Source organism: Vibrio sp. Vb1729 (assembly GCF_033338655.1).
GTDB classification, from domain to species: domain Bacteria; phylum Pseudomonadota; class Gammaproteobacteria; order Enterobacterales; family Vibrionaceae; genus Vibrio; species Vibrio alginolyticus.
On sequence record NZ_JAWOTB010000031.1, the window covers coordinates 1 to 23,852 of the forward strand.

The 23,852-nt window shown below is 40.4% G+C and carries 32 protein-coding genes and 1 pseudogene; all 33 read right to left on the reverse strand.

All coding sequences use genetic code 11. The features are described from left to right. Positions 1–85: 85 nt before the first annotated feature. The 33 genes and pseudogenes from R7E29_RS14430 to R7E29_RS14600 all read right to left on the reverse strand — a co-directional run bounded on the left by R7E29_RS14430 (position 86) and on the right by R7E29_RS14600 (position 23,741). The gene (locus R7E29_RS14430) at positions 86–448 is read right to left on the reverse strand and encodes a VOC family protein (protein WP_005378522.1); all 363 of its coding nucleotides are present in this window, start codon (positions 446–448) and stop codon (positions 86–88) included. Positions 449–607: 159 nt separating this feature from the next. Continuing rightward, a complete protein-coding gene (locus R7E29_RS14435) occupies positions 608–1,117 on the reverse strand; it encodes a GNAT family N-acetyltransferase (RefSeq protein ID WP_005377035.1) in 510 nt (169 codons plus the stop codon). Between the two features lie 143 nt (positions 1,118–1,260). Then, the gene (locus tag R7E29_RS14445; protein WP_054577359.1) at positions 1,261–1,626 is read right to left on the reverse strand and encodes a T6SS amidase immunity protein Tai4 family protein; all 366 of its coding nucleotides are present in this window, start codon (positions 1,624–1,626) and stop codon (positions 1,261–1,263) included. After that, positions 1,608–2,087, reverse strand: coding sequence for a type VI secretion system amidase effector protein Tae4 (locus R7E29_RS14450; protein WP_054577360.1), 480 nt, complete (start codon positions 2,085–2,087; stop codon positions 1,608–1,610). The genes R7E29_RS14445 and R7E29_RS14450 overlap by 19 nt, the downstream gene beginning before the upstream one ends. A 264-nt stretch (positions 2,088–2,351) precedes the next feature. Continuing rightward, positions 2,352–3,185: a HEPN domain-containing protein gene (locus R7E29_RS14455; RefSeq protein ID WP_054577361.1), complete on the reverse strand. Its 834-nt coding sequence runs from the start codon at positions 3,183–3,185 to the stop codon at positions 2,352–2,354. 669 nt (positions 3,186–3,854) lie between these two features. Then, on the reverse strand, positions 3,855–4,058 hold the full coding sequence (locus R7E29_RS14460) for a hypothetical protein (protein WP_045346653.1): 204 nt from the start codon (positions 4,056–4,058) through the stop codon (positions 3,855–3,857). 298 nt (positions 4,059–4,356) lie between these two features. Beyond that, positions 4,357–4,560 (reverse strand): hypothetical protein, encoded by a 204-nt coding sequence (locus R7E29_RS14465; RefSeq protein ID WP_054577366.1) that lies wholly within the window; start codon positions 4,558–4,560, stop codon positions 4,357–4,359. 233 nt (positions 4,561–4,793) lie between these two features. After that, complete coding sequence (locus tag R7E29_RS14475; RefSeq protein WP_054577362.1) at positions 4,794–5,252, reverse strand: GNAT family N-acetyltransferase; 459 nt, start codon at positions 5,250–5,252, stop codon at positions 4,794–4,796. 140 nt (positions 5,253–5,392) lie between these two features. Then, the gene (locus R7E29_RS14480; protein ID WP_054577363.1) at positions 5,393–6,016 is read right to left on the reverse strand and encodes a hypothetical protein; all 624 of its coding nucleotides are present in this window, start codon (positions 6,014–6,016) and stop codon (positions 5,393–5,395) included. A 134-nt stretch (positions 6,017–6,150) separates the two neighbouring features. Continuing rightward, positions 6,151–6,498 (reverse strand): hypothetical protein, encoded by a 348-nt coding sequence (locus tag R7E29_RS14485; RefSeq protein ID WP_031781294.1) that lies wholly within the window; start codon positions 6,496–6,498, stop codon positions 6,151–6,153. A 146-nt stretch (positions 6,499–6,644) separates the two neighbouring features. Then, complete coding sequence (locus R7E29_RS14490) at positions 6,645–7,277, reverse strand: hypothetical protein (protein ID WP_054577364.1); 633 nt, start codon at positions 7,275–7,277, stop codon at positions 6,645–6,647. A gap of 155 nt (positions 7,278–7,432) precedes the next feature. Beyond that, positions 7,433–7,783, reverse strand: a complete 351-nt coding sequence (locus R7E29_RS14495) for a hypothetical protein (protein WP_054577365.1) — start codon at positions 7,781–7,783, stop codon at positions 7,433–7,435. A gap of 151 nt (positions 7,784–7,934) precedes the next feature. Next, positions 7,935–8,183 carry a hypothetical protein gene (locus tag R7E29_RS14500; protein WP_054577367.1) on the reverse strand — a complete coding sequence of 83 codons (249 nt, stop codon included), beginning with the start codon at positions 8,181–8,183 and terminating at the stop codon, positions 7,935–7,937. Positions 8,184–8,405: 222 nt separating this feature from the next. Beyond that, positions 8,406–8,831, reverse strand: a complete 426-nt coding sequence (locus R7E29_RS14505; RefSeq protein ID WP_054577395.1) for a hypothetical protein — start codon at positions 8,829–8,831, stop codon at positions 8,406–8,408. 236 nt (positions 8,832–9,067) lie between these two features. Further along, positions 9,068–9,406 (reverse strand): GFA family protein, encoded by a 339-nt coding sequence (locus R7E29_RS14510; protein ID WP_054577396.1) that lies wholly within the window; start codon positions 9,404–9,406, stop codon positions 9,068–9,070. Positions 9,407–9,569: 163 nt separating this feature from the next. Then, complete coding sequence (locus R7E29_RS14515) at positions 9,570–10,097, reverse strand: DUF2846 domain-containing protein (protein WP_230856667.1); 528 nt, start codon at positions 10,095–10,097, stop codon at positions 9,570–9,572. 195 nt (positions 10,098–10,292) lie between these two features. After that, positions 10,293–10,574, reverse strand: a complete 282-nt coding sequence (locus R7E29_RS14520) for a hypothetical protein (RefSeq protein WP_054577383.1) — start codon at positions 10,572–10,574, stop codon at positions 10,293–10,295. Between the two features lie 956 nt (positions 10,575–11,530). After that, a complete protein-coding gene (locus R7E29_RS14525; protein WP_054577384.1) occupies positions 11,531–11,830 on the reverse strand; it encodes a hypothetical protein in 300 nt (99 codons plus the stop codon). 141 nt (positions 11,831–11,971) lie between these two features. Then, the gene (locus R7E29_RS14530; protein WP_069498697.1) at positions 11,972–12,502 is read right to left on the reverse strand and encodes a hypothetical protein; all 531 of its coding nucleotides are present in this window, start codon (positions 12,500–12,502) and stop codon (positions 11,972–11,974) included. A gap of 134 nt (positions 12,503–12,636) precedes the next feature. After that, on the reverse strand, positions 12,637–13,287 hold the full coding sequence (locus R7E29_RS14535; RefSeq protein WP_054577385.1) for a hypothetical protein: 651 nt from the start codon (positions 13,285–13,287) through the stop codon (positions 12,637–12,639). Positions 13,288–13,426: 139 nt separating this feature from the next. Beyond that, on the reverse strand, positions 13,427–14,317 hold the full coding sequence (locus R7E29_RS14540) for a type I restriction enzyme HsdR N-terminal domain-containing protein (RefSeq protein ID WP_054577386.1): 891 nt from the start codon (positions 14,315–14,317) through the stop codon (positions 13,427–13,429). Positions 14,318–14,471: 154 nt separating this feature from the next. Beyond that, positions 14,472–14,939: an NUDIX domain-containing protein gene (locus R7E29_RS14545; RefSeq protein ID WP_054577387.1), complete on the reverse strand. Its 468-nt coding sequence runs from the start codon at positions 14,937–14,939 to the stop codon at positions 14,472–14,474. A 134-nt stretch (positions 14,940–15,073) separates the two neighbouring features. After that, complete coding sequence (locus R7E29_RS14550) at positions 15,074–16,378, reverse strand: ImmA/IrrE family metallo-endopeptidase (protein ID WP_054577349.1); 1,305 nt, start codon at positions 16,376–16,378, stop codon at positions 15,074–15,076. A gap of 145 nt (positions 16,379–16,523) precedes the next feature. Beyond that, complete coding sequence (locus R7E29_RS14555) at positions 16,524–17,162, reverse strand: hypothetical protein (protein WP_309474576.1); 639 nt, start codon at positions 17,160–17,162, stop codon at positions 16,524–16,526. Beyond that, positions 17,147–18,262 (reverse strand): YiiX/YebB-like N1pC/P60 family cysteine hydrolase, encoded by a 1,116-nt coding sequence (locus R7E29_RS14560; protein ID WP_054577347.1) that lies wholly within the window; start codon positions 18,260–18,262, stop codon positions 17,147–17,149. Before R7E29_RS14560 ends, R7E29_RS14555 begins: the two co-directional genes overlap by 16 nt. 177 nt (positions 18,263–18,439) lie before the next feature. Continuing rightward, the gene (locus R7E29_RS14565; protein WP_213906816.1) at positions 18,440–19,171 is read right to left on the reverse strand and encodes a DUF2971 domain-containing protein; all 732 of its coding nucleotides are present in this window, start codon (positions 19,169–19,171) and stop codon (positions 18,440–18,442) included. A gap of 189 nt (positions 19,172–19,360) precedes the next feature. Next, on the reverse strand, positions 19,361–20,035 hold the full coding sequence (locus R7E29_RS14570) for a class I SAM-dependent methyltransferase (RefSeq protein ID WP_081008391.1): 675 nt from the start codon (positions 20,033–20,035) through the stop codon (positions 19,361–19,363). Between the two features lie 152 nt (positions 20,036–20,187). Further along, positions 20,188–20,565, reverse strand: a complete 378-nt coding sequence (locus R7E29_RS14575) for a DUF6979 family protein (protein ID WP_054577350.1) — start codon at positions 20,563–20,565, stop codon at positions 20,188–20,190. Between the two features lie 47 nt (positions 20,566–20,612). Next, positions 20,613–21,464: an IS3 family transposase gene (locus R7E29_RS14580; RefSeq protein WP_054577344.1), complete on the reverse strand. Its 852-nt coding sequence runs from the start codon at positions 21,462–21,464 to the stop codon at positions 20,613–20,615. Continuing rightward, positions 21,461–21,769 carry a transposase gene (locus tag R7E29_RS14585; RefSeq protein ID WP_054577343.1) on the reverse strand — a complete coding sequence of 103 codons (309 nt, stop codon included), beginning with the start codon at positions 21,767–21,769 and terminating at the stop codon, positions 21,461–21,463. Before R7E29_RS14585 ends, R7E29_RS14580 begins: the two co-directional genes overlap by 4 nt. Before the next feature lie 189 nt (positions 21,770–21,958). Further along, positions 21,959–22,441 carry a MazG-related protein gene (locus R7E29_RS14590; protein ID WP_213906817.1) on the reverse strand — a complete coding sequence of 161 codons (483 nt, stop codon included), beginning with the start codon at positions 22,439–22,441 and terminating at the stop codon, positions 21,959–21,961. A 164-nt stretch (positions 22,442–22,605) separates the two neighbouring features. Continuing rightward, on the reverse strand, positions 22,606–23,163 hold the full coding sequence (locus R7E29_RS14595; protein WP_017634132.1) for a nucleotidyltransferase domain-containing protein: 558 nt from the start codon (positions 23,161–23,163) through the stop codon (positions 22,606–22,608). Positions 23,164–23,299: 136 nt separating this feature from the next. Further along, a pseudogene (locus R7E29_RS14600) lies at positions 23,300–23,741 on the reverse strand (GNAT family N-acetyltransferase). Positions 23,742–23,852: the final 111 nt, after the last annotated feature.

Here is a 23,852-nt window from a genome sequence, read left to right on the forward strand (position 1 = left end):
GCATACCACCTTAACCACTAAAACCAACGCATAGTAAAAATGCCACGCGTGCCGAATCACTCTTGAACAATTTGTTATGTACGTGCTAAAGGTACACTACTGACTCCACATTGTTGCCCTCAGGGTCAATCAAAAACGCAGCGTAGTAGTTTGGAGCATAGTGTTTTCGTAAACCAGGCTTACCGTTGCATTTACCACCTAAAGATAACCCCGCTTGATGAAATGCAGAAACTTGTAATTTGTTTGATGCAGAAAAAGCAATATGGCACTTAGAATTACTGACGCCTTTTTCAATTAGAAACCTTACATTTGGCTCGCACGAAAGCCCAAAGCCAGCAGCATTTTCATCTGACCACTTGAGTTCAATACCCAATGGCTCTAGCACATTCTTGTAAAACACACGACATTCTTCGAATGCAACTACCTTAATTTCAAAATGATCTATCACTCTCGATCCTTTAGAGTTGGTTACAATTTTCCTTAAAGTACATAACGCCCAATTAAGGTGTGAGGCACGCAATACCGATGCTTCCGCATACCACCTTAACCACTAAAACCAACGCATACCAAAAATGCCACGCGTGCCGAATCACTCTTAAATTGTTTGTTATAAAGCGGACTCTACATTAAACGCCTTTTCTAACCACACCGAGCTTATGTACTGCCCGTGTTTCTTCGCATACTCATTGAAAACTCCGACTTCTCTGAAACCAAACCGTTTATGTAATGCAACTGATGCGTCGTTTGGTAATGCAACACCCGACAATACACGGTGGACGCCGTAAGCACGAATAGATGAGAACAACTGAGTATATAGTTTAGAACCTAAACCTTTCCCTTTAGCTTCTTGTGCCAGATACACGGTCACTTCTACAGTATCGTCAAAAGCTGAAATTGCTCTGTACTGTTGGGAACATGCAAAACCTAGCAATTCGCCGTTTTCTATAGCGACATATAGTTGATATTTGGTGTTGCTAGAGAACTGAGAAAACCATTTCTGACGATTTTCCAGAGTAAATGGAACTTCCTCAAAGCGTGCATTGGTGTGTTCAATATAAAAATTAAAGATGTCTGTAATACCAGTAACATCTTCAAGTTTACCTGTTCGAATTTCCACGAAATGTCCTTTTTCTTCGAGCTTTATAACGCCCTGTTAAGGTGTGAGCAACGCTATACTAAAGCCGCCGCATACCACCTTAAACACAAAACGCAACGCATAGTAAAAATGCCATGCGTTGCGAATCACTCTTAAACAGTTTGTTATAACTCTGATTTTGCCTTAGTCAATAGCTTATGAACGTCTTCTGAGTTCGCGAAGTCTAAACAATATGCCAATTCTATTGCACTACCACTTTTTGATTTATAAGAGTCAATATTCTCATTGCTCAATAATTCACTGAGCTCAAAAAATGCATCCAAAGGCAAATTAGAAAACTCTCTGTAGCCTTGCATTGCCGTTACCGCATCTTTGGCCACATCGGAGCCCTTGTAATAAGTCGCAATACAAGAAGAAAGCGCATATTTTTTAAACAACTGCTCATCACTTTGAGTGCTCAATGGACTTGCGCTTAATCCCACGCTAAAAGTTGCAACAAATATAGTGCTGACTAATCTTCTAGTTTCCATAAGTACGCCTTCTTTGCTTGTGGGAAGTAACAACTATCCGTACATCTTGAGCCAGTCCAAATACTTGCATGCCCTGATGCATCTAGCCAAGTATCCACATCAACGACCAATATACCTTTGTAGTCAGCCAACTTATTCGCGTTAGGATTTTCAATTACAACCTCAGGATCACCAAACTTTTGATGCAAGAAGCTGATCAAATCCCTGACTCTGTAGATATACCAATTTCCCTGTCCACCAGATACAGTTTTATTTTTAATGTAAGGAACCTTAAAACCAGCATAATTAAGTGCATATGACATCCGAATTGCACATGCATTTTCAAAACGGCCCTGCTCTGGTGTTAGCACATTGATATTGTGATTCACTTTACCACCAATTATTGTACCAACGTCCGATACACCTCGGTTAACCTTTGCAAAAGCCACTTTCATTTTTAGTAAGCTAGGACGTGCTGCCATTTAAAAACCTCCCCATCAATTGTTTGAACGAAAAGGTCTCACAAAATAAGCAACCATACTAACAACAAGTTAATTGTTCTTGAGGCTCTTCAAGATCAAAGGTGTAACAATGAAACTGACAAAAGAGTTATAACGCCGCATTAAGGTGTGAACAACGCGACCACAAAACTTAACCATGCCACCGTAAACACAATACTCAACGATGGAATGAAAAATGCCAAGCGTTGAGAATCACTCTTAAATGCTTTGTTATGCCTCTAATATTTATGGCACAAGCTCATTTTCTTTAGGTAGTGCTTTATGTAATACAGTTTGACGAATAAGATCTCGCAGAATCTCAGCTGAAACACCCACAGATTGTGCAAGATCGCCTTTAGTCTTTGAGCCATGGACTGCAGATGACCTTGAATTATATAATTTTTTTACCTGTTCAAATTTTTCCTTTCGTAAATCACTATCATTAGGATGAAGAAAACGTGCTATATAAAGGCTAATTCGAAACCTAATTTCAGAGGTAGCCCCAAACATCCCCTCAATACCAGCCCATAGAACAGCCATCTGTATTCTTGGCATGGAGTGCCACCTATAAGATGCTAAACAATGTACAGCCGTTTGAAATTTATCATTATCCAATAGTAATCGAGCGTCATGAAAGTGATTTATAACCCATTCAGTGTCTTCGGCACTCAACTGATACGGTAAAGCTTGAGTTAAACCTTTAAAGTATAGGTTCGTCGCACGCAGATTAGTTTTTTCAGAGATTAGACTTGCTTCCGAACTCGATTGAAGATTAAACCCTATCTCAGAGTTGAAGATAGCACTAAGTAGAAGTATATCCCACGAAGAGTTCCAAGCTTTAATTGCTAGATCTTTTTGTGTAGCCGCTTTTATTTCAAGCTGAGCAGTAATCCTAGGGATAAATGCTGCAACAACAGCTATGTCATCCGCTTGCGAGCATGCTGAAAGCGCTGTATTAAAATCAAGGTGCGATGTGTCTGCGGGCATCAACTTCATACTATCGGAAAGTAATATATCTGAGCTAACTTCTATGCCATTGAGCAGTATGTAAGTTTTTTGTTCTATTTCATGTTGTTTCATCTATCTATTCCTGATGCACTCGGAGGCATAACGCCGCATTAAGGGGTGAACAACGCATTCCACCCAAACTAAGCCATTGTGCCGTAAACACTAAAGCTGATTCAAACCAAAACTGCCAAGCGTTGTGAATCCCTCTTGAATGCCTTGTTAGTTGCCAAACCCAAGGCTAAGATTTGGAGTTTATTACCGCTTTGCCAACAATGATTTTGCGTGCTTTGTAAGACTCAAATCAGGCGCAGTTTCAAAGCGCCTGTCACTGAAACCACTTGGAACAGATAGCGCCGTAGAAAACGGGCTAACAACACCCAAAAGCTCTTTTGGACAGATAATTTAACCGAGCTGACTTTCAACACCCAAATAAGCTTACGAAACAGAAAATCCAATCACACAAGAAACCAAAGTTCGATTTTCACAAATCCAAATCGTTAGAAATTGAAATACGAAAAACCAACCAAACTCACACGAACATTAACCCTAAACATTCTGCTTTAGGTACGCTTTTCCTCGTTGGCAACTAACGCCGCATTAAGGGGTGAACAACGCCACCACCTAACCTAAACCATTGTGCCGTAAACACTAAAGCCAATTCAAACCAAAACTGCCAAGCGTTGTGAATCCCTCTTGAATGCTTTGTTAGTTGCCAAGCCTAAAGCTTTGATTTGAAGTTAATTACCGCTTTGCCAACACTTGCTTTACGTATGTTGGAAAAATCAAATCAGACGCAGTTTCAAAGCGCCTGTCACTGAAACCGCTTGGAACACGCAACGCCGTAGAAAACGGACTAACAACACCAAAAAGCTCTTTTAGACAGACACTGTCACCGAGCAGACTTTCAACAAATAAATCGGTTTCTGAAACAGAAAATTCAACCACAAAAGAAACCTGAGAACGATTTTCACAAACCCGAACGATTCAAAATTGAAGTACAAAACCCCACCAAAAACACACTGACTTTAACTCTAAACATTCTGTTTAAGCTGCGTTTTCCTCGTTGGCAACTAACGCCGCATTAAGGGGTGAACAACGCCGCCACCGAACTTAACCTATTGTGCCGTAAACACTTAAGCCAATTCAAACCAAAACTGCCAAGCGTTGTGAATCCCTCTTGAATGCTTTGTTAGTTGCCAGACCCAAGGCTTTTATTTGAGGTTTATTGCCACTTTGCCAACACCTATTTCTCGTGTCCTGAAACACTCAAATCAGACGCAGTTTCAAAGCGCCTGTCACTGAAACCACTTGGAACACGCAGCGCCGTAGAAAACGAACTGACAACACCAAAAAGACCTTTTGGAGAAACAATGCCACAAAGCTGACTTTCAACAAGCGAATCGGCTTCTGAAACGGCAAACCAAACTAGGAAAAGATCGAAGCTCAATTTCCGCGAACCAAGAACCCGAAGTTCGAAGTGCAAAATAAAGCAAAGCACACGAACGATTAGACCTAAACACTCTGTTTTAGCTGCGTTTTCCTCGTTGGCAACTAACGCCCTGTTAAGGGGTGAGCAACGCAATACCGATGCCGCCGCATACCACCTTAAACACTAAAACCAACGCATAGTGAAAATGCCACGCGTTGCGAATCCCTCTTGAACAGTTTGTTATGTGCGTGCTAATTGAGGTACTTTTGCCAATGCTGCTGCCCTTTCAAAACTACTCTGTAATCTTCGTAGTCCAATGAGCTGTAGAGCTTTTTAGCTGCAAAATTATCATCACCGACCTCTAATGTGATTTTGAGGTAATCATTATCACGACAATACTGTTCGATACCGTTCAGTTGCGCCTTGCCAACACCCTTACCACGAAAGTTGTCCGACACCATAAAATCATGGATATTCATCACTCTTTGCGCACGATAAGTTGAGAACGATTCAAAGCAAACTGCAAAACCAGCAGGCTTATTGTCGACAAAACTGATAAATCCGTGGAAATAAGGCAACGCAAATAGCTGAGCAATTACTGAGAGATCTAGTTCAACTGAGAATCCAGATAGATACTCTTTGAACAGAGTCTCGAATATACTTTTGCCCTCAATGCTTTCTGTTTCAATACGCCTGATTGTGATTTCCATATTCATTTCCACCAAAGCACATAACGCCGCATTAAGGTGTGAGCAACACCAACACGAAACTTGACCAGACCACCGTAAACACTAGACCCAACGGTGGAATGAAAAATGCCATGTGTTGGGAATCACTCTTAAATGCTTTGTTAGGCATTTGCGTGCGCCATCAGTAGAACATTATCTATTTGTCTTGGGCTTAAATCCAACTGCCATTGGGATAAAGCATGCCTCTGCAATGAAGAGCACTTCTGAACAAGTTTGTTGTACTCTTTATCTCCAGTCTTGGACGCTTTCGCTCGCCCGGTGATATGGGAAAAGTAAGAAATCGCTTTGACAGCCCTTGCATCATAGATATAAAACAAGTGAGGTAAATGAAAGTGCAAATATTTTGAAGCTAATGATCTCTTATCCAAACCACTGATATCTTTGAAAAGTTGAGTGACCTTCTCATGAACTTCGAGAACCTTATATAGAGAATCGTCGTCAATACGTGTAAATTGCTTTAGTTCGCATAACCACTCATCAATGTCTGACGCAACTATCTTAGGAGCTACAACATCAATATAGAAGTCTTCATTTGCGTACTCGGTCTTGTCCTTTCTCCGTTCGATAGCTGCAGCATATGACCTTCCAATAAGCCACACTTTTGCAATTACTTTAGCCGGTTCTTTATGTTCAAAAGCACTTTGGCAAAGATCGTATAAAACTTTATTTCCATAATCCCAGTAATTAGAGCCTAGCGACTGCTTTGCTAGTTGTTCGAATTCCAAACTTGCCTCCTGATGCCTAACGCCCTGTTAAGGTGTGAGGCACGCAATACCTAAGTCTCCGCATACCACATTAACCACTAAAACCAACGCATAGTAAAAATGCCACGCGTGCCGAATCACTCTTGAACAATTTGTTATGCGCGTTCTCCACGATTGAACGCAACTACAGTAGCGCGTAATTTAGTCAGCTTAAACTCTGTAAGTAACACTGTAACAAAAGACAATATAGAAACGGAGATAAGTGCAATATTTATCAAAGCATTACCACTAAACTCATAAATACCTGACAGACCAATAAATAGCAAAAGACAGGCAATTATCGATAGAATCGAATCATTAGTTTTCACTTTATACTCATCATCAGGTATATCTTTTATTATCGAAACCGGATTTGAAAGCCCGTCAAGCCGAACTGCAATTTTTCCTTTTTTAATTTTGACTTTTAGGCCAGAACTTCTTAACGAATTAGCTAAATCTTCCATGATTGATTATCTCCATTTCTGCGAGCGCATAACGCCTTGTTAAGGTGTGAGGCACGCAATACCGAAGCTCCCGCATAACACCTTAACCACTAAAACCAACGCATAGTAAAAATGCCACGCGTGCCGAATCACTCTTGAACAATTTGTTATAAAGATTTTTTCTCAGTTGCCTTTTCATAGTCATTGAGTGCTCTATTGATGTGATACACAGAAAACAAGGCACTACCATCATTGAGCATATAAAAGCCTAATGGTAGGAAGATAACACCAGAAATAAGAAGGCTCGGCTCAAATCCAGTAACAATGGAGTAAATCGATAGTAAAAATGTTATGAACCCAAAGCCAGCTATCAGCAATCCAAACACCAAATTATAAGAAGCAATAACCTTATCTAGGACATTTAATCTGACCCGATACGACAAAAGTTCTACACCTGAAATATCAGGTAAAAGTTGGACTGTTTTCAAAACATGTCTGAAAGAGACCGTCGCCCCAACCCTTTCATTAAGTACATAAACTGCTTTTAACATTGGGAAACTAACACGGGTACCATGAATACCTTTAAAACACTCAATATCTAGCTCGTTTTTTAAATGAGTCTTTAGTTCTTCCGAGACACTCGGTTCTTGTAAAGCAGATAAAATTTGAGCCATTCTATTTTTTCTAAGTAAGAAGTAGTACTCGGTTACTCTAGGAGCATTTATAGCAATAGTTACGATCACTACAACAATCGCAATCCAGTAATCACCACTTTTTAGTAACTCAACAACTAAGTTCATTTATCGTGAAAGTCTCCTAATCTTTATAACGCCTTGTTAAGGTGTGAGGCACGCAATGCCTAAGCTTCCGCATACCACCTTAATCACCAAACCTAACGCATGGTAAAAATGCCACGCGTGCCGAATCACTCTTGAACAATTTGTTATGCTCGTACTCAAAGAAATTGGAGAATTAAGCAAGTGACAAACGCTGGAAGCCCTGCAATAAAGAAAACCAAACCTGCCTGGAAGTTCATTCTATGCTGCTCTCGTTGGTCTTCTTCGAAATCATGACCTTCTACCATTTTGTAAACTTTATCTGTTCTAGAATCATCCATATGCGCTGTTTTACTATATACGCCACCTTCCCACATAAGCTTTGCTAAAACCCAGTTCACGATAACAACGAAGAACAGAAAGTCGACTGGCTGAGTAGTATCAAAGAAGGGGACAAACTGAGCTAAGAGAATAACAATCAATGCTGCAACAAGATTGATTAGCACCACTTTCTTCAGTAAATTGAGCAAAATTCCCTCCTAGAGCATAACGCCAAATTAAGGTGTGAACAACGCTAACCACCCTACCTAAAGCATTGTGCCATAAACACTAAACTGGCTTGAAGTGAAAGCGCCGAGCGTTGTGAATCACTCTTAAATTTATTGTTATATGCGTACTCATTTAGACCACTGAAATCACAACGCGCTCGTTGTCCGCTTTATCTTCCACTTCCAGTAAAGTCCCTTCCGTCTTAGCGTCCTTTAACGCATGTACTAAGGCTTCTAGTTGTTCACCATTTTCGTCGAATTTAGACGATATATTCCGAGGTATTATATTCGCTACGACTTTGGCCAAACCAAGGGGAATAGACAAGCTGTCTTGCAACTCACCTGAATCACAAGAATAAGTATCGATTTTTAGTTTACGCATACTCGAACTCTCACCGACCATATGAATCAACTAGAATACGTTACCTTTGAAATATATCTGTGAGCGAGATTAAGTGTTTGAATGCCTAAAGCATATAACGCCGCATTAAGGTGTGAGCAACGCTACCACGAAACTCAACCTTACCACCGTAAACACGAAACCCAACGATGGAATGGAAAATGCCAAGCGTTGGGAATCACTCTTAAATGCTTTGTTATGTGCTTATTTGATCATGATGACTTCACTACCAACCCAACCAACTTTACCTGCGCAATTGCCATTTATGACCTTAACTTTTTCAGCTAACTCAAAGCCATTTGGCGAGGTATAGGCTTCGCCAATAGGCGCTAATTTAACGCCCTGTTTCAGATTGCAGATAAAGTTTTTCGAACCTCCGAACAAATCAGGCTCTTTCATTAAGTATGTGCCACCACCCTTTGGGTGATTAACAACTAAGGTATCCGCATTGTCGTTACTTTGATTTGAATAATTGTTAACTGTTATATCGCCATTTTGCGTCCCGACAACAGTGTTGCTCTGCCCCTCTACATTCTGCTCAAAAGAATCAGAAGATGCGGTAACCGGAAAGAAATACAACCCAAGACTAACTATGCTTGCAAGTCCTGAAACAATAGTAAACTTCTTCATTGTTGACATCCTTATAAAACTACTAAATATATTTTTTAATTTCATAAGAATACATTATCACGCAAGCTCTTATTGACCGAATACTCAATCGCTTACGGGGACTCGAGCACATAACGCCAAATTAAGTAGTGAGCAACGCCACCACCTAAGCTAACCCATTGTGCCGTAAACACTAAAGCTGAATCAAACCGAAAGTGCCAAGCGTTGCGAATCTGCTTGAATTTATTGTTAGGTGATTAGTACGATGCGCCATTGATTTTACGTACAGGAATACTCGAAAGCACTTCATTTTCGGCCATTCTCATATTTACAGCCAAGATATCTTCGGAACATTTCTGTGTTGTTATGTAATGCGTTAAACAACCACATGAGTTGCAACGATGAAATTCTACTTCTTTGTCACCCCAACAATAGAAAGATGTTTTCTCATTCATTCTGATTTGAACTTGTTCTGGAGAAAAGTACGCCCAAGTTGCAGCATAGCGACGACAAATAGAGCAGTTACACTCTCCAACTTCTTTAGGAAACGAACTCAACACCAAACTAACGTTTCCGCAGTGACACTTTAATTCCATTCGATCATTCCCTGTATTCACCTAACGCCGCGTTAAGGGGTGAGCAACGCAATACTGAAGCCGCTGCATACCACCTTAATCACTAAAATCAACGCATGCTAAAAATGCCACGCGTTGCGAATCCCTCTTGAGCAGATTGTTAGCAATCACGTTGGCGCTGCAATTATTTACTTTCCAAGTCATTAGACACATAGCTCAGTTTTTTCATAAGCCTTCGAGCATCTTCTTGCGATATTTCAGCGAGTTTGAAAACTTGTTGTTCACGACTTGGAGCAGTAATAACCGTTGCATTACCATCAATGAAAACCATATCTGTCGTTAGTTTGTTGGAAGCATGCGGTAGCTCCCACCCTTGGTATAGATAGACCGTTTGACCTTGCTTGAGAGTGAACTGTTTGTCCCAGAAGAGCCTTGAAGGGATTAAAGGATCATAAAATTCAAGATTTTTTTCACCAGGCTCTGCGTAAAACCAAGTATAAGATCCGTTCAGCAACTTCCCTGTTGGCTCTCCATTTACTCGATAGGTTTGGACATTTTCCAACAGCCCTTTGTTGTTGCCTTGCAAAATATAAACGATTGACTTTCCGTTATTAAAATTAGGCTCAACTTTATTTGCTTCCACTCTATCAGGTGCTGATGCACATCCCCAGAGAGAAACTAGCAACACTGCCATTCCTATTACATTTTTCATAATACTCCTTTTTGTTATTAGTGAATGCTAACGCCCTGTTAAGGTGTGAGCAACGCAATGCCGATGCCTCCGCAAAACACCTTAAACACAAAAACGCAACGCATAGTAAAAATGCCACGCGTTGCGAATCACTCTTAAACAGTTTGTTATACGCTTTTTCTCACTATCTAAAGTGAAGTGTATATATTAACTAAGCTAAAGCTCACAATAAATTCGGCTCATACCACGATCACCTCGCTTATAACCAGCAGCAGCTGATTCAAAGTGCGTGGTAGCTTTTAGACCAACCATTTTGTTTACTGTCATCCCCGGAACTGTACCCGAAGCACTGCCGCCAGAGATCTGATAACAACGAACTGCATCATTCCCAGCAGTTGTACTGCCGTAACAATGTGGTAAAACTTCTCGCGGGTATCCGTCGTAAGTAAACTCAAGCTTTAACTTCTCTTTAATTGCACGAACAATTAGCTCATTCATAACCGTACACTCATATTTAAGTAACTAGAGAGTAAGAAAATACTCACTCTGATTCATAAGCTATGACTAAAACGGAAGTCATACAACAAAATTTAAACTTTAGTTGTATATTATGCTTGAAATGTCTGCAGAATAAGAAAAACGCTTCAGAAAAGAACCGGAACATTGATATTAATCATTGAGATACATGACTTTTTAGGCGTATAACGCCCTGTTAAGGTGTGAGCAACGCAATACTGAAGCTCCCGCATACCACCTTAACCACTAAACCTAACGCATAATAAAAATGCCACGCGTTGCGAATCACTCTTAAACAGTTTGTTATACGCACGAACGTTTAAGCCAAGATTTTATGCCAAGCCCCACTTTGAAACCATGATTTTTATGTGCTTTGATGCACTTAAGTCAGGCTTAGACTCAAAGCGGCTTGTCACTGAAACCACTTGGAACAAACCGCGCCGCAGAAAACGGACCTGCAACACCAAAAAGCACTTTTGGAAAGACAATTTCACAATGAGGACTTTCCACAAACTCACTGAAACCACGTGAACTCACCACACCAGAGAAAGCGCCCTTTCAGCGAGTAAGTCAGCTTTTAAAAAGGCAAATTCACAGAGCTGAATCTCAGCGAAAAACGTAGCCTGAACTGACCCCGAAAAATCAGCACCAAAGAAGAAAACCATCACACAAACGGCAAGCCGAAAGTGAGCAAAGAACCAAGGAAAATTAAGATTGAAGCAGGAATATCTCAACGCCCAAACACCACGAATCAACGCTGAAAATCGCAATTTTTGACCTGAATTTTTAGGCTTTCTTCATATAGCGTATAACGCCCTGTTAAGGGGTGAGCAACGCAATACCGAAGTTCCCGCATACCGAATTAAACACTAAAACCAACGCATAGTGAAAATGCCACGCGTTGCGAATCCCTCTTGAACAGTTTGTTAGAGCGCAACTCAAAGGTTGAACAGAACTTTCAAAAGAGAATTTACCAAGGAAGAGATCCCTAGAAAGAGAACTACTGGCAAACCTATCGCTATTATCAGTTTAAACTCGACAAACTCACCTACTACAGCATCACCATGTCTACCTCCCAGAAACTTTCTCGATTCGTCTCCTACCGTAGATTTGACTTCATCTGTGACCGTCTTGCGATCTTTACCGATAAATTCTTTGAACAACATAAAGCCAAAGGGAGCGATAATAATGCCGGTGATAAGATATGAAATGTATTCAATCATGTCCGTCATATTCATTATTCTTCTCCTGCGCTCTAACGCCCAATTAAGGTGTGAAGCACGCTACCACGACACTAAATTTGAACACCTTAATCACTAAACTTGACCCGAACCAAAAATGCCAAGCGTGTTGAATCACTCTTAAATTGTTTGTTATATTTACGATTTCTCGTAAGCTGAACTTAGATCCTCAAAGAAAATTCTACGATTATCTAAGATATCCTCACGCCACAATTTTACTTCTTCTAATGGTTTTCCATGTTCACCGATATACACTTCAGCATAGAAACTAGAAACAGCCTCACCAAAAGCTCTCAGTGATTGCTGACTGTCAGATAAACCAAGTAATAACAATTTTGATTCAGCGCTATTGAGGTTTTTGTATGAGCTGTAAAGGTTCGCTCTAGCTTCATTTAACTCTTTCAGAAAGTCATCACTAAGTTTTGAGCCACTACTTTTTCTACGAGTAAAATCTACAATTCTTGCCCAATAAACCATTGAGTGATGTGAGAAAACCTCTACCTGTTCGGCTACAGACTCTAAACTCTCTAACTTTCGGGTTCTACGTTGCTTTTCATCGTCGTTCTTGTGTTGGAGCTGAGTAATTTTCCAAGTCGTGACTCCGCTAATTAACGCACCAAGCCCAATTTTGACTGCCGTATCAAGAATTTCCATATATGTTATTGCCACTGAACCTCCTGTAAATATAACGCCCTGTTAAGGTGTGAGCAACGCAATACCGATGCCGCCGCATACCACCTTAAACACTAAACGCAACGCATAGTAAAAATACCACGCGTTGCGAATCACTCTTAAACAGATTGTTAGCTGCGTTTTTCAAGCATAATATGGACTAATTCTGTTACTTTCATTTGTAGTAAAGTATACAGGTTACGAACATCAGTCGCTGACACCTTGATATTATTGTTTTCTAACGGCGCATCGTATCCTATTTGATTTAGCTTATTCGTTACCTTACCACCATTATGAACAATTGAATTTCTGAGTTCTCTGGCTAAATGAATATCCTTTGATGACCAAAATACCGATAAGGCTTTAGAACCTAGAGTCTCCTGAACTAACTTCGAGAAATCTCGATCTGTAACACGAACCTTTTTCTTCGCTAGTAAACTAACACTAGAAACAACAAAACACTCATAGGCATAGTAAAAAGAACAATAGGCACTTTCTGCAGTTTTCCATAGTGCAACCTGCATTTCGGGTCTCTGGATGAGAAGCTCCCACATTGAGTCTTGCATTTCAATCGATTCATCACCTGACATATTCGATAGTGAAGACGACATTAGCCAAGGTAAAGAAAACATGCGGGCAGTTCCCCACCACTGTGCAAGGAAATCATCTAAAGTATCGTCAAACTCCGTACCTTGAACTAATTGAAATAGGTTCTCTATCCACTTCTTATCATGAAGATCTGAAAAACTAGAACTACTATATTCGACAAATGCTGTTTTCAATTTTCCTCCTAGCAGCTAACGCACTGTTAAGGTGTGAGCAACGCAATACCAAAGCTCCTGCATACCACCTTAAACACTAAACGCAACGCATAGTAAAAATGCCACACGTTGCGAATCACTCTTAAACAGTTTGTTAGGGCTATTTTATTGCTTTCGGAAGCCCACCATATGGCATGAACTCTTGAACCTCAAAAGGAATATAAGATTCCTCAGCATTTTGCTGGACTTGGTCAGAGAGCACAGCCACAACGCCAAACTTAAACTCTTTGTCACCCTCAAGCATCACATAATAAGGCATTCGTTTTAGAGAGTTTCGCGTTAACTCAGCTATTTCCGGACTTTGGTAGGATAAAAGTTCCTCTAGTTGCTGTTGGTTGAAGTCCATTGATATTGCACACTCAACGTCTCCCTCGACCACACTAGTAGTTGTGTACAAACCATCTTCAACCCTTGCGATAAACTTACTATTTACAAGTGGACCGATGAACCTAAAACCTTGAATTGCGCCCAACTTTACCATGGAAACACCAAAATCCGGATGATACTCCACCAATGCAGGATTTGCTTTTACATCCGCGTTTAATAACCTGAATAGAAGCTCCCAGTGTTTTGAAATCTCTTTTAACTTAAATTGCAAAATGGGTTCAAATTTTGATACTTGATAAAGCACAAACTCTTCACCATTACATAGCGCATAATATTGAGCTCTAACCTCAGGATGAATTGCGTATGAATACGCTTGTTCTACATGCTTGCTTCTTGTTAGCTGCTCACTCGGAGCTTTTGCATCTAAAACCCAGAACGGTTTATCATCAGCTAAGAATAAATAGTCGGGAATAATTGAGACTTTGCGTTGCTTTGAACCGATTGCAACTAGGGGATTAATTAATGAACGACTTCTGACTACTCTATTGTCACCGCTGATTTTGTAACCTAAATTCCTTATTATTGGAAGTATTAACTCTTCCCTTACTGCATCTTCTTGAAACTCTGGATCATTTAAAACATCAAAGTCAAAATCTGAAAACATAATTTTTCACCATTCTATAAATAGCCCTAACGCCGCGTTAAGTAGTGAGCAACGCGACCACTGAACCTAACCATACCACCTTAAACACAAAACCCAACGATGGAATGAAGAATGCCAAGCGTTGGGAATCTGTCTTAAACGCTTTGTTAGCTTTCTAGCCAACGAAGTACGCTGAATCATTTTCTGCAAACAAACACTCTATCGGGTAAGGAAGTTCAAGCTTTGGCACATTACTTTTTGAAAACCATTTAAGGCGCACCGTCTCACTATCGATTGCGGTTTGAGAATAATGTTCTACTACACATTTGAACATAATGACTGTGTATTCAACTTGATCACCATTTGGGTACGTAAAACCAAAACCCTCACCACCAAATACACCAACTAAATGATCTACTTTTACTACTAAACCTGTTTCCTCGCGAACTTCCCTGAGCAATGCTTGCACTGGCGACTCTTGAGGCTCAATCATTCCTGCTGGAAGGCTCCATGTACCGTCTAATTTTTGCTGAAGTAGTAGCTCTTTGTTTTCATTTAAAATGACACCCGCAACGCCGGGGATAAGAAGCGGCATAGTTCCAACCTTAGAACGAACCTCTTTTATATAGTTACTTGCGCTCAATTTTCCTCCTTGAAAGCTAACGCCCTGTTAAGGTGTGAGCAACGCAATACCAATGCTCCCGCATACCACCTTAAACACCAAACGCAACGCATGTTGAAAATGCCACGCGTTGCGAATCACTCTTAAACAGATTGTTAGGCTCTCATAATTACAGGCTCTAATCCTATTTGTATTTCTTCTTCACTTAACCCTCTTGCATATAACAGGATATCTTCAAAGAACTTTTCGGCATATTTTACTATTGGCGAGTTGACTTCTAACCCTGAAAGTTGGCGCAACAATGAAAGTCGTATGTCAGAAGACGGATGAGTACTTTCGGACGACCCAGAGGATTCCTTTCCTACTTTTTCATTAATTAGAGATTTAGATTCATCGACAAACCTCATGAATATAAACAATAACTCTACAGCTTCAATTAACGCTGCATATTCGTTTAAGTTTGTTTTTAATTTTTCCGGTTCATCACGTACTTCATAACACCACGATTTATATATTTCATGAGCAAACTTATCTGCTTCCACCTCTAACTCGTGTCGTTTTTCTAACTCATCTTCAACTCCCACAATCTGCGATAACTTTCTTGGATGAGAATGAAATAAGTGCCCCAACTCATGCATCATGATGAAATCAATTTGGTCTGCAACTAAGCGGTGCACTGTAGTTGCATCATCTTGACTTATTAGTATGCAACCTGAAACGAGGTCACTGGCACTAGCATCATTATTGAAATAACGAACAACGGGTACTATTTCACCCCATGCACGTGCAATCCTACTACTTCCAGATAGATGCTGTGTAGAATAAAAGTGGATAAGGAAACGGTTTAGTATTTTAAGTATTGGTTCAAGTGCATAATTAAAACCAACTACAGAGGAATTCTGTAACATTGTAGAAAATGCATTAAATGATTTTTTCTTATTCGGAAAGCATGCTACTGATGTTAAATTACTCCGTTCGATAACTTCTTTTGGAATTTTTGACATAACTCGCAGGTAACTTAACCTAACCCAATAAGGGAGTAGAGAATCTTGATAAATCAGATCTCCGGCGATTTCCAAAGAAATTTTCTTAAGTATATGATTTAAAGCACCCTCTACTTTTAAAGCTAATATTGCATCCGATTGGTAGGTCAAATTATCCCAAGAGTAGCAATACAATGATTTTAATGCTAAAAAAGCCAAATCCTCTGGAGCAAATGGTGACACCCTCAATTGTTGATTAATGTAATCAACTTGCTCCTGTTCGATTTCAGGTATCTGAGTATAATCTAGGACTTGAATTTGTTCTAAATCCATTATCGTTTTGGGGAGCAGATCCTTTTCTTTTAATCCAGCCATATACATAGCTTGAAAGCTGATTAAACTAATTCGCTCACCATCAATTATTGGTTTACAGAGAAGATTATCTGTTCCCATATATGCGATATATTTATTTTCCACCTAACCTCCTTTGAAGCCTAACGCCGCGTTAAGTGGTGAGCAACGCTACCACCCTGCCTAAACCATTGTGCCGTAAACACTAAAGCTGGATCAAACCGAAAATGCCAAGCGTTGGGAATCCGTCTTAAACGCTTTGTTAGTTGTTTTAGCCTCGTTTATAGATAGCAGACAAAAATTCACCAACTGCATGAAGAGATGTTTCATCGACAGTAATTCCATGAGGGTACTCTAGACGACCATTTTTCGGATAAATATACCTAGCCTGCTCAAACAGCATAGAGTGGCTTTCTAATATGTCGCTCAGTATTAGTCCTGACTTTTCATAAAATTCTAACGACAACTCACTTTTCAAGCGCTCTGGCAGGTTATTGAACACTTCTCGTAAAGAGTGACCCTTTGCATGTTCTAGTTTGACTTCATTTATGATGCAAGGATTTTGTTTTGAGATAATTATTTCTCGACCGACAGCCAAACTTTTTAGCATTAATTCAATACTGAAAGCTAATAACGTCCAATACGGAGTATTAGGATAGCCAGAAGGTTCTTGCCTAAGAATTTTGGCTGCATTAAAGAACTTCTCCCCTTCATTATGCAGCATGGGGTCAAAGCTCATTTCTTGTGTAACTCTAGGCACAACGCCTCCTTGAACAACTAACGCCCAATTAAGGTGTGAAGCACGCAATGACCAAACTACCGCATTGCACTTCAACACTAAAAATACAGCACGCAAAAAATGCCACGCGTGCTGAATCACTCTTAAATTGTTTGTTATGCGCTCACGCACCTATCAATCACTTGTGTAGCAATCTCACAGTTTGCCTTGGCTCTATTCATTACTTCCTGACTTATGAATGCCTCTTTTTTAAACCCTAGCTTTTCTGATACTTCATTAATATTTTTTGACCTAACATAAATTAGATTCATTAAATTATAATACAAATAACTATGCTCTTTGTAATAGCTCAACCCTGTAGAAGAGTAATACTCCAAGTACTTAACCAAGTTATTTCTATAGAGATTAAAAATATTAAAAGATATTTTTAATTGAGCTTCAAGAAATGATTCCTTATCAGGATGACTGATAACCACAGCCTCTAATAAGGCTCTATCATATCTCCAAGGGTTACGTTTAGTGTCATATTTATAATATGTTAAATATCCACCATTTTTTACAAATTCTAAAATTGAGTCATTAAATGTTCTGTTCTCATAAAGAAACTCATCTACGTCATTTATTGTTTGGATATCATATTTCACAGAGAGATCATTCGTTTGACTTAACTTCCGAACTTCACGAACCCATTCAGTTGTTTCTTTCTGATGAGTAATATTAGGATCTTCAGTCGTTGAGAACGAAACTTCGTCACTGGTCGCCTCTCGAACCATATGATCAACTTTGTAAAACGCTTTACATAATGACAGTTGTTTCGGGGTGCAGTACGCAGGGTTTCTTAAATTTTTAAGATTAACTCCACTTTCTGAATAAGAAAGTGCAACTAACCTAGAGCAAAATTGCTGTTTAGTTGCGGGTTTCTTGAGTAATTCCCTAAACCTCAAGGTAGTGGCCTCAGGAATTGAATACAAAGAGCATATTTTTGACCGAGCAAAGCTACAGATAACTTCAACTTGAGATTCTGTCAGCTCTCCATCATAGCGATAGACCGCCACATGGTCCTTTGAATCAAAAATAAGTCGCTGAGGGTTCTTAGAAAACACCCCAGACAAAGTTGCCTCGATCATTGTCCCACCAACATAAATCGCTGCATGAGAATATTTTGAAAGAGTACCTAACCTGACTCCTTTGCTAACGATGCCTTTATCAGCGGTAAGGATTATATCTCCTGGCTTTAACTCTTTATAATTAATAATGTACTTTTTAGACACATTGATATCCTCTAGACTTGAACTTGTATGGTTGAGGCTTCTCAGGAGCAATCGGGCGCATAACGCCCTGTTAAGGTGTGAGCAACGCAATACTAATGCTCCCGCATACCACCTTAAACACTAAAACCAACGCATAGTGAAAATGCCACGCGTTGCGAATCACTCTTAAACAGTTTGTTATGTGATTTTTCTGGATTTAATACCAAAGTCATTTTGTTTTAGCTCAGCTTGGAACAACTTGATATCCGTACCTGCAATTAATTTTTTTACAATTTCTATGTCCATTTGTGATGATCTAGCACCAAAGGTTACAGACTTGATTTTTCCTGGTAATGGATAAACTTTGCCACATTGTGGTTTAAATGTCCGCCACTCTTTTTCATACTCCCATTGTTTAGACTTGGTATATAAAACCCGCTTTAAAGAGGAGTTAAACTGGTCACTATCGAGCAAAACATTTGAGCTTAATGAGGGGTAGCTTTGCGTGTATTTAACCTTATTAGTTTCATCAGGGTTACCCAGCGCATTATTCTCATTTCGTTCTAATTCGATACAAATGCCTTTATGGTTATCGGCATAATGAGACCACATTAGAATATCAGCAGCACTCTCAGCCAATGAGACGATCCCAAAATTTTTCAACTTACCTTGAAAAACGTCGATATCTGAAGATACGTTTTTTAGTTCAAACGGCACAATTTCAGAGTCATCAGGAAAGGCTCTTGCGACTTTATCCGCATCAGTAGAAGGAGCTATAGCTGTACTTTTCATAAAAGAGCATTGGGTATCAAACGGATCATTGAACGACTCAGGTAAAGCATAATAAATACGCTCGGAAGCGATGATATCCAATGTAAACTGATTCATCGGCTTATACTTATACAAGGAAGTTATTTCAGGATTTTTCATTATTATTTTCCACAAAATTTCCGCATTTGCACCTTATCACATAACGCCCTGTTAAGGTGTGAGCAACGCAATACCGAAGCTCCCGCATACCACCTTAAGCATTAAACGCAACGCATAGTAAAAATGCCACGCGTTGCGAATCACTCTTAAACAGTTTGTTAGCCTACAAGCCCAAATTAGGGTTCGGTTTCATGCCGCTCGAGCGAAAACAAAGTACCCTGTGATCCCTCGCTCAATCAAGCGCGGAATTTCATCATAAATGCTGGCTGGCATCGTCAGAAACTCTACCTCGGTAAACCCCGCAAGTCTTAACTGCGCTTCAATTTCTACAGGGGCATAGCAGTTGAATAACATTGAACATTGAGGATCACCAGCCCAATCATCAATATAGTATTGCTCAATGCCTTTTGAAGATTGGATCAACTGCAAACACAGAACGCCCCCACGCTTTAAAATCCCATTGAGGTTTCTTAGTGACTCGCAACACAGTTCTCTAGGAATATGAATGAAGCAGCCAAAACCATATATTCCATCAAATTTTTGATGTAAAGACTCAGGCTGTACCATGTCAAAAAGCTTAACTTTTAAGTACGGGTATCTTTCTCGAACAACATCTAAAAACCTAGAGGAATAATCAGTGGCAAGAACCTCAAAACCTAGCTCATGAAATTTTGCTGCGTCCGTTCCTGGTCCACAACCAACCTCTAAAACGTGTTTTCCATCAATGCGTTTTATAAATTCATTCCTCGCAAACTCACGTAAGTTAGGATCATCTTCAGAGACGGAATCTCCCGAATACGCCAAGGCAACCTTTTCCCATCCTTCCTTATTTATTTCATTTTGGTCGTATTCCAAACTAGTCATCCATTTTTCCAACTTTGAAAAGTAGGCTAACGCCCTGTTAAGGGGTGAGCAACGCAATACCAAAGCCGCCGCATACCACCTTAATCACTTAAACCAACGCATAGTGAAAATGCCACGCGTTGCGAATCCCTCTTGAACAGTTTGTTATGTGCTTACTCCAGCAACCCACGAGACCACAACGACACAACAACATCCATTTGGCTATTATGCACTTTAGACTCGGAGCCACATGACTGAACCCAGAGTTTTTTGATATTGTTTTGCATGTCTGGATTTTCGTTTAGCAGCCTAACTGCCTCTAATGCATATTGTTTATTTAGAACTGATTTTGTATAGCTTCCTCTGGGCACACCAACGACAAAGCCACTTTCAACTAAACCTAGAAAAGCGTTTTTTGGACACCCTTTTTTGATGGAAGCAGCATTTTCCTTGAACTTTTTTTCCGCAGCTGTATTCCAAGCTTCAACTGGACAGACTCCAGTTTGAGCGATGTGAGTAGCTTCTACAGCAACATCACCATATTTGCTCATTTGACCTCCTGCACTGGTGTACCCCACAAAAAGTAGACAGTACATAACTACATACTTTCGTACTCAACTGGGCTGACGTGCCCCAACGCTGAGTGTCTTCTTCTGCGATTGTAAAATACCTCGATGTATTCGAAGATGCCCATTCGGGCTTCTTCGAGGGTTTGGTAGTCTTCTGCGTATATCAGTTCGACTTTCAGTCGACTATAGAACGACTCCATCACTGCATTATCCCAACAGTTACCCTGCCGACTCATGCTCGGTACACCTCCATGCTTACGCATGAAGTCCTGATATTTATATGCTCTGTATTGTACACCACGGTCCGAGTGGATAATGACGCCCTTAGGCGGCTTACGTGACTCAAACGCCATTTTTAGGGCACTGGTGATGAGCTCGACGGTCATCGTTGTCCCTAACGACCAACCCACAATACGCCTTGAATGCAAGTCCATAACTGTCGCCAAGAAGAGCCAACGGCTCTTCACCCAGATATACGTGATGTCCGTAACCCACTTCTGATTTGGTACCTCAGATTCAAAGTCTCTACGCAGTAAATTGTCAGCAACATTGGTCATCGCAGCCACATCCTTGCTGTATTTAAACCCTTTACTATTCCGTGCCCTGATACCTTTTTCCTTCATGATATCAGCCACATAATTCACGCAGCAGGCATAGCCTGCTTCGTTTAGTTCTTCTGCTATTCGCACTGAACCATAGCGTGCCCGATATTGGGCAAAGGTACACATGACCAGCTGCTCAAAGCGCTCTCGCCGCTTTGAACGCTCACTCGGCGTATGATGGCACCACTTATAATAGCCGCCCCGACTCACTTCTAAGGTGCGGCACATTAAGCTAATGGAATACTCACCGACATAGCTTTCAATGAACTCGTACTTCACTCTTGCTGCTTCGCGAAGTACGCCGAGACCTTTTTTAGGAATTCCATTTCATCTTTGAGTCGCTTGTTCTCGCGCCTTAGCGCTCGAAGCTCTTCGGACTCCTTCTGCGAATAATCGACACCGTCTAAGGTGTTAAACTGTTTATCAGATAGGCGTGTGAACTGGCGCTTCCAGTTCCGGATCTGCTGGGCACTGATGCCCAGCTCCTTGGCAACGGAGACAGCCGTTCGGCCAGGAAGACTGGCCAAGCGCACTGCTTCTTTGCGGAACTCTTCGGTGTACGCTGGATTACGATGTTTAGCCATAAATCACCTCTCAATTAGACCCTAGATCTAACTTAGTAAAGTGTCTACTAAACGTGGGGTACTCGGACGCATAACGCCGCGTTAAGTGGTGAACAACGCGACCACCTAACCTAAACCATTGTGCCGTAAACACTGAAGCTGATTCAAACTGAAAATGCCAAGCGTTGTGAATCCGTCTTAAACGCTTTGTTATGGCGCTGCACTCAACGTTAGCTCTTGTATGTCAATTTGGTCTACTTCCCTGCCCAATATACGCTTGTATTCGACTAAACGATGTACTGGGATCACTGGCAGATCGATACCTTGATAATTTTTAATAACTGATTCTGAAAAGTAAATTTCAAGCTGGTGCCAAGATCCATCCTGATGTGATTGTATCTTCGTATATTCAGATAAACCGATTTCAATTTTTTGATTTTGGTAAACCAACTGAAAATACTCTAGATCCCAACCGTATTCGGCATAATGAGTTAACGGCTTGGATATGTATTTAGCTACGTGCGCTAACACCTTGTCTGCGTCTGAGTTTCGAATATAAAGATCTATATCTGCTATTTCCCGACTTCCACCATGAATAGTTGCCGGTAAGCCACCGACTATTTGATACCCCACACCCTCTGCATCCAAGATTTCTTTGAGCCACTGCAAGGCTACTTTAACTTTATCACTCATCTAGTGCCCTTAGCTGAATTTTTTCCCTGCGCCATAACGCCGCGTTAAGGGGTGAACAACGCGACCACCTCACCTAAACCATTGCACCGTAAACACTTAAGCTGAATTAGACCAAAACTGCCAAGCGTTGTGAATCCGTCTTAAACGCTTTGTTATACAAACTTTTACAGCTTAGCCGCCAACTTCTTAAGGTAAGATTTGGCTAGTTCATTTTTACCTCGGCTTAACCACTTTATACACTCTAAAAGCTCCCAGATTAAGCCTTGGTCACCATTTGTATATGCAGGAAAGTCTTCATGCTTTGGTGCTGGAGCATCGGTTAATCGAGACTCCACAGCACCCGATTTATCAAATAGCACTTTGAAAGGTCTTGATATATCAAAAGGTTCGCTTAGATCTAGGCAATGAATCTCTGTGCTGGTTAAATCCGTAAAGATGTACTTTGTAAAGTAAGCATTCTCGTTATGGAAGCCTTGATTACGATAGAAAATTTCTTTGCCACGCTCAAAAGCTGAGAAACACTCTTGTGTGGATTTATGGAATTCATTTTGAGTAAGAATCAAAATGTCAGCGTCAGATACTCGGTCACCCTTACCTGAAGCCAATGAGCCTAATAGCACAGCGGCAACCACATTGTCTTCGCAAATAAACGCAGAACAAGCAGATTTAACCAGTTCATTTTGAAGGGGAAGATTTTCAAGATTAAGTTCTTCTAAACTCACAGTTACCTCCGTTTGTATAACGCCGCATTAAGTGGTGAGCAACGCAGACCACTGAACTTAAGGTATTGTGCCGTAAACACTAAAATTGAAGCAAACCAAAAATGCCGAGCGTTGTGAATCCGTCTTAAATGCTTTGTTATAAGCGTGGCTTCAACATGTGCACAAACTGACTATCTTGAGCGGTTACTTCAAACCCAAACCTTTTATACAGTTGCCCTACTCGATTTCCTTGTAACTTGTAAATAGCAGAGCTTTACCGGCAAAGATTTTTCTTGTGCAAGTTGGATAACCGTGCTCAAAACTTGGCTACCGATACCATTACCTTGATATTCTGGCAGCAAGAAAAAACGACCAAAATACAAATGGTCAGATTTATATTGTACTAGGTAGCTACCAACACTAAAGCCGTTAACCTCAATGATAGTTGGCTTAGATTCTTCCCACTCGCTACGATGGATTTCAATTTGGACATTTTCATCCCAGCCAAAGATAGCTTTGATTGGTTCATATTCCGCCACTTTCTTGAGATGAAACAAGAAATCGTAATCTTCAACTTCAGCTTGACGAGTTACAAACAAGATACTCTCCAGACTAATTATTAATGGAAGCTTATAACGCCCTGTTAAGGTGTGAGCAACGCAATACCGAGGCTACCGCATACTACCTTAAACACTACACGCAACGCATAG

Coding starts and splice junctions, on each gene's coding strand:
- R7E29_RS14445 (WP_054577359.1), bottom strand. CDS start 1,626: ATGGAAACTAGAAGATTAGTCAGCACTATATTTGTTGCAACTTTTAGC.
- R7E29_RS14450 (WP_054577360.1), bottom strand. CDS start 2,087: ATGGCAGCACGTCCTAGCTTACTAAAAATGAAAGTGGCTTTTGCAAAG.
- R7E29_RS14455 (WP_054577361.1), bottom strand. CDS start 3,185: ATGAAACAACATGAAATAGAACAAAAAACTTACATACTGCTCAATGGC.
- R7E29_RS14475 (WP_054577362.1), bottom strand. CDS start 5,252: ATGGAAATCACAATCAGGCGTATTGAAACAGAAAGCATTGAGGGCAAA.
- R7E29_RS14485 (WP_031781294.1), bottom strand. CDS start 6,498: ATGGAAGATTTAGCTAATTCGTTAAGAAGTTCTGGCCTAAAAGTCAAA.
- R7E29_RS14490 (WP_054577364.1), bottom strand. CDS start 7,277: ATGAACTTAGTTGTTGAGTTACTAAAAAGTGGTGATTACTGGATTGCG.
- R7E29_RS14500 (WP_054577367.1), bottom strand. CDS start 8,183: ATGCGTAAACTAAAAATCGATACTTATTCTTGTGATTCAGGTGAGTTG.
- R7E29_RS14505 (WP_054577395.1), bottom strand. CDS start 8,831: ATGAAGAAGTTTACTATTGTTTCAGGACTTGCAAGCATAGTTAGTCTT.
- R7E29_RS14510 (WP_054577396.1), bottom strand. CDS start 9,406: ATGGAATTAAAGTGTCACTGCGGAAACGTTAGTTTGGTGTTGAGTTCG.
- R7E29_RS14515 (WP_230856667.1), bottom strand. CDS start 10,097: ATGAAAAATGTAATAGGAATGGCAGTGTTGCTAGTTTCTCTCTGGGGA.
- R7E29_RS14520 (WP_054577383.1), bottom strand. CDS start 10,574: ATGAATGAGCTAATTGTTCGTGCAATTAAAGAGAAGTTAAAGCTTGAG.
- R7E29_RS14525 (WP_054577384.1), bottom strand. CDS start 11,830: ATGAATATGACGGACATGATTGAATACATTTCATATCTTATCACCGGC.
- R7E29_RS14540 (WP_054577386.1), bottom strand. CDS start 14,317: ATGTTTTCAGATTTTGACTTTGATGTTTTAAATGATCCAGAGTTTCAA.
- R7E29_RS14565 (WP_213906816.1), bottom strand. CDS start 19,171: ATGAAAAATCCTGAAATAACTTCCTTGTATAAGTATAAGCCGATGAAT.
- R7E29_RS14570 (WP_081008391.1), bottom strand. CDS start 20,035: ATGACTAGTTTGGAATACGACCAAAATGAAATAAATAAGGAAGGATGG.
- R7E29_RS14575 (WP_054577350.1), bottom strand. CDS start 20,565: ATGAGCAAATATGGTGATGTTGCTGTAGAAGCTACTCACATCGCTCAA.
- R7E29_RS14585 (WP_054577343.1), bottom strand. CDS start 21,769: ATGGCTAAACATCGTAATCCAGCGTACACCGAAGAGTTCCGCAAAGAA.
- R7E29_RS14590 (WP_213906817.1), bottom strand. CDS start 22,441: ATGAGTGATAAAGTTAAAGTAGCCTTGCAGTGGCTCAAAGAAATCTTG.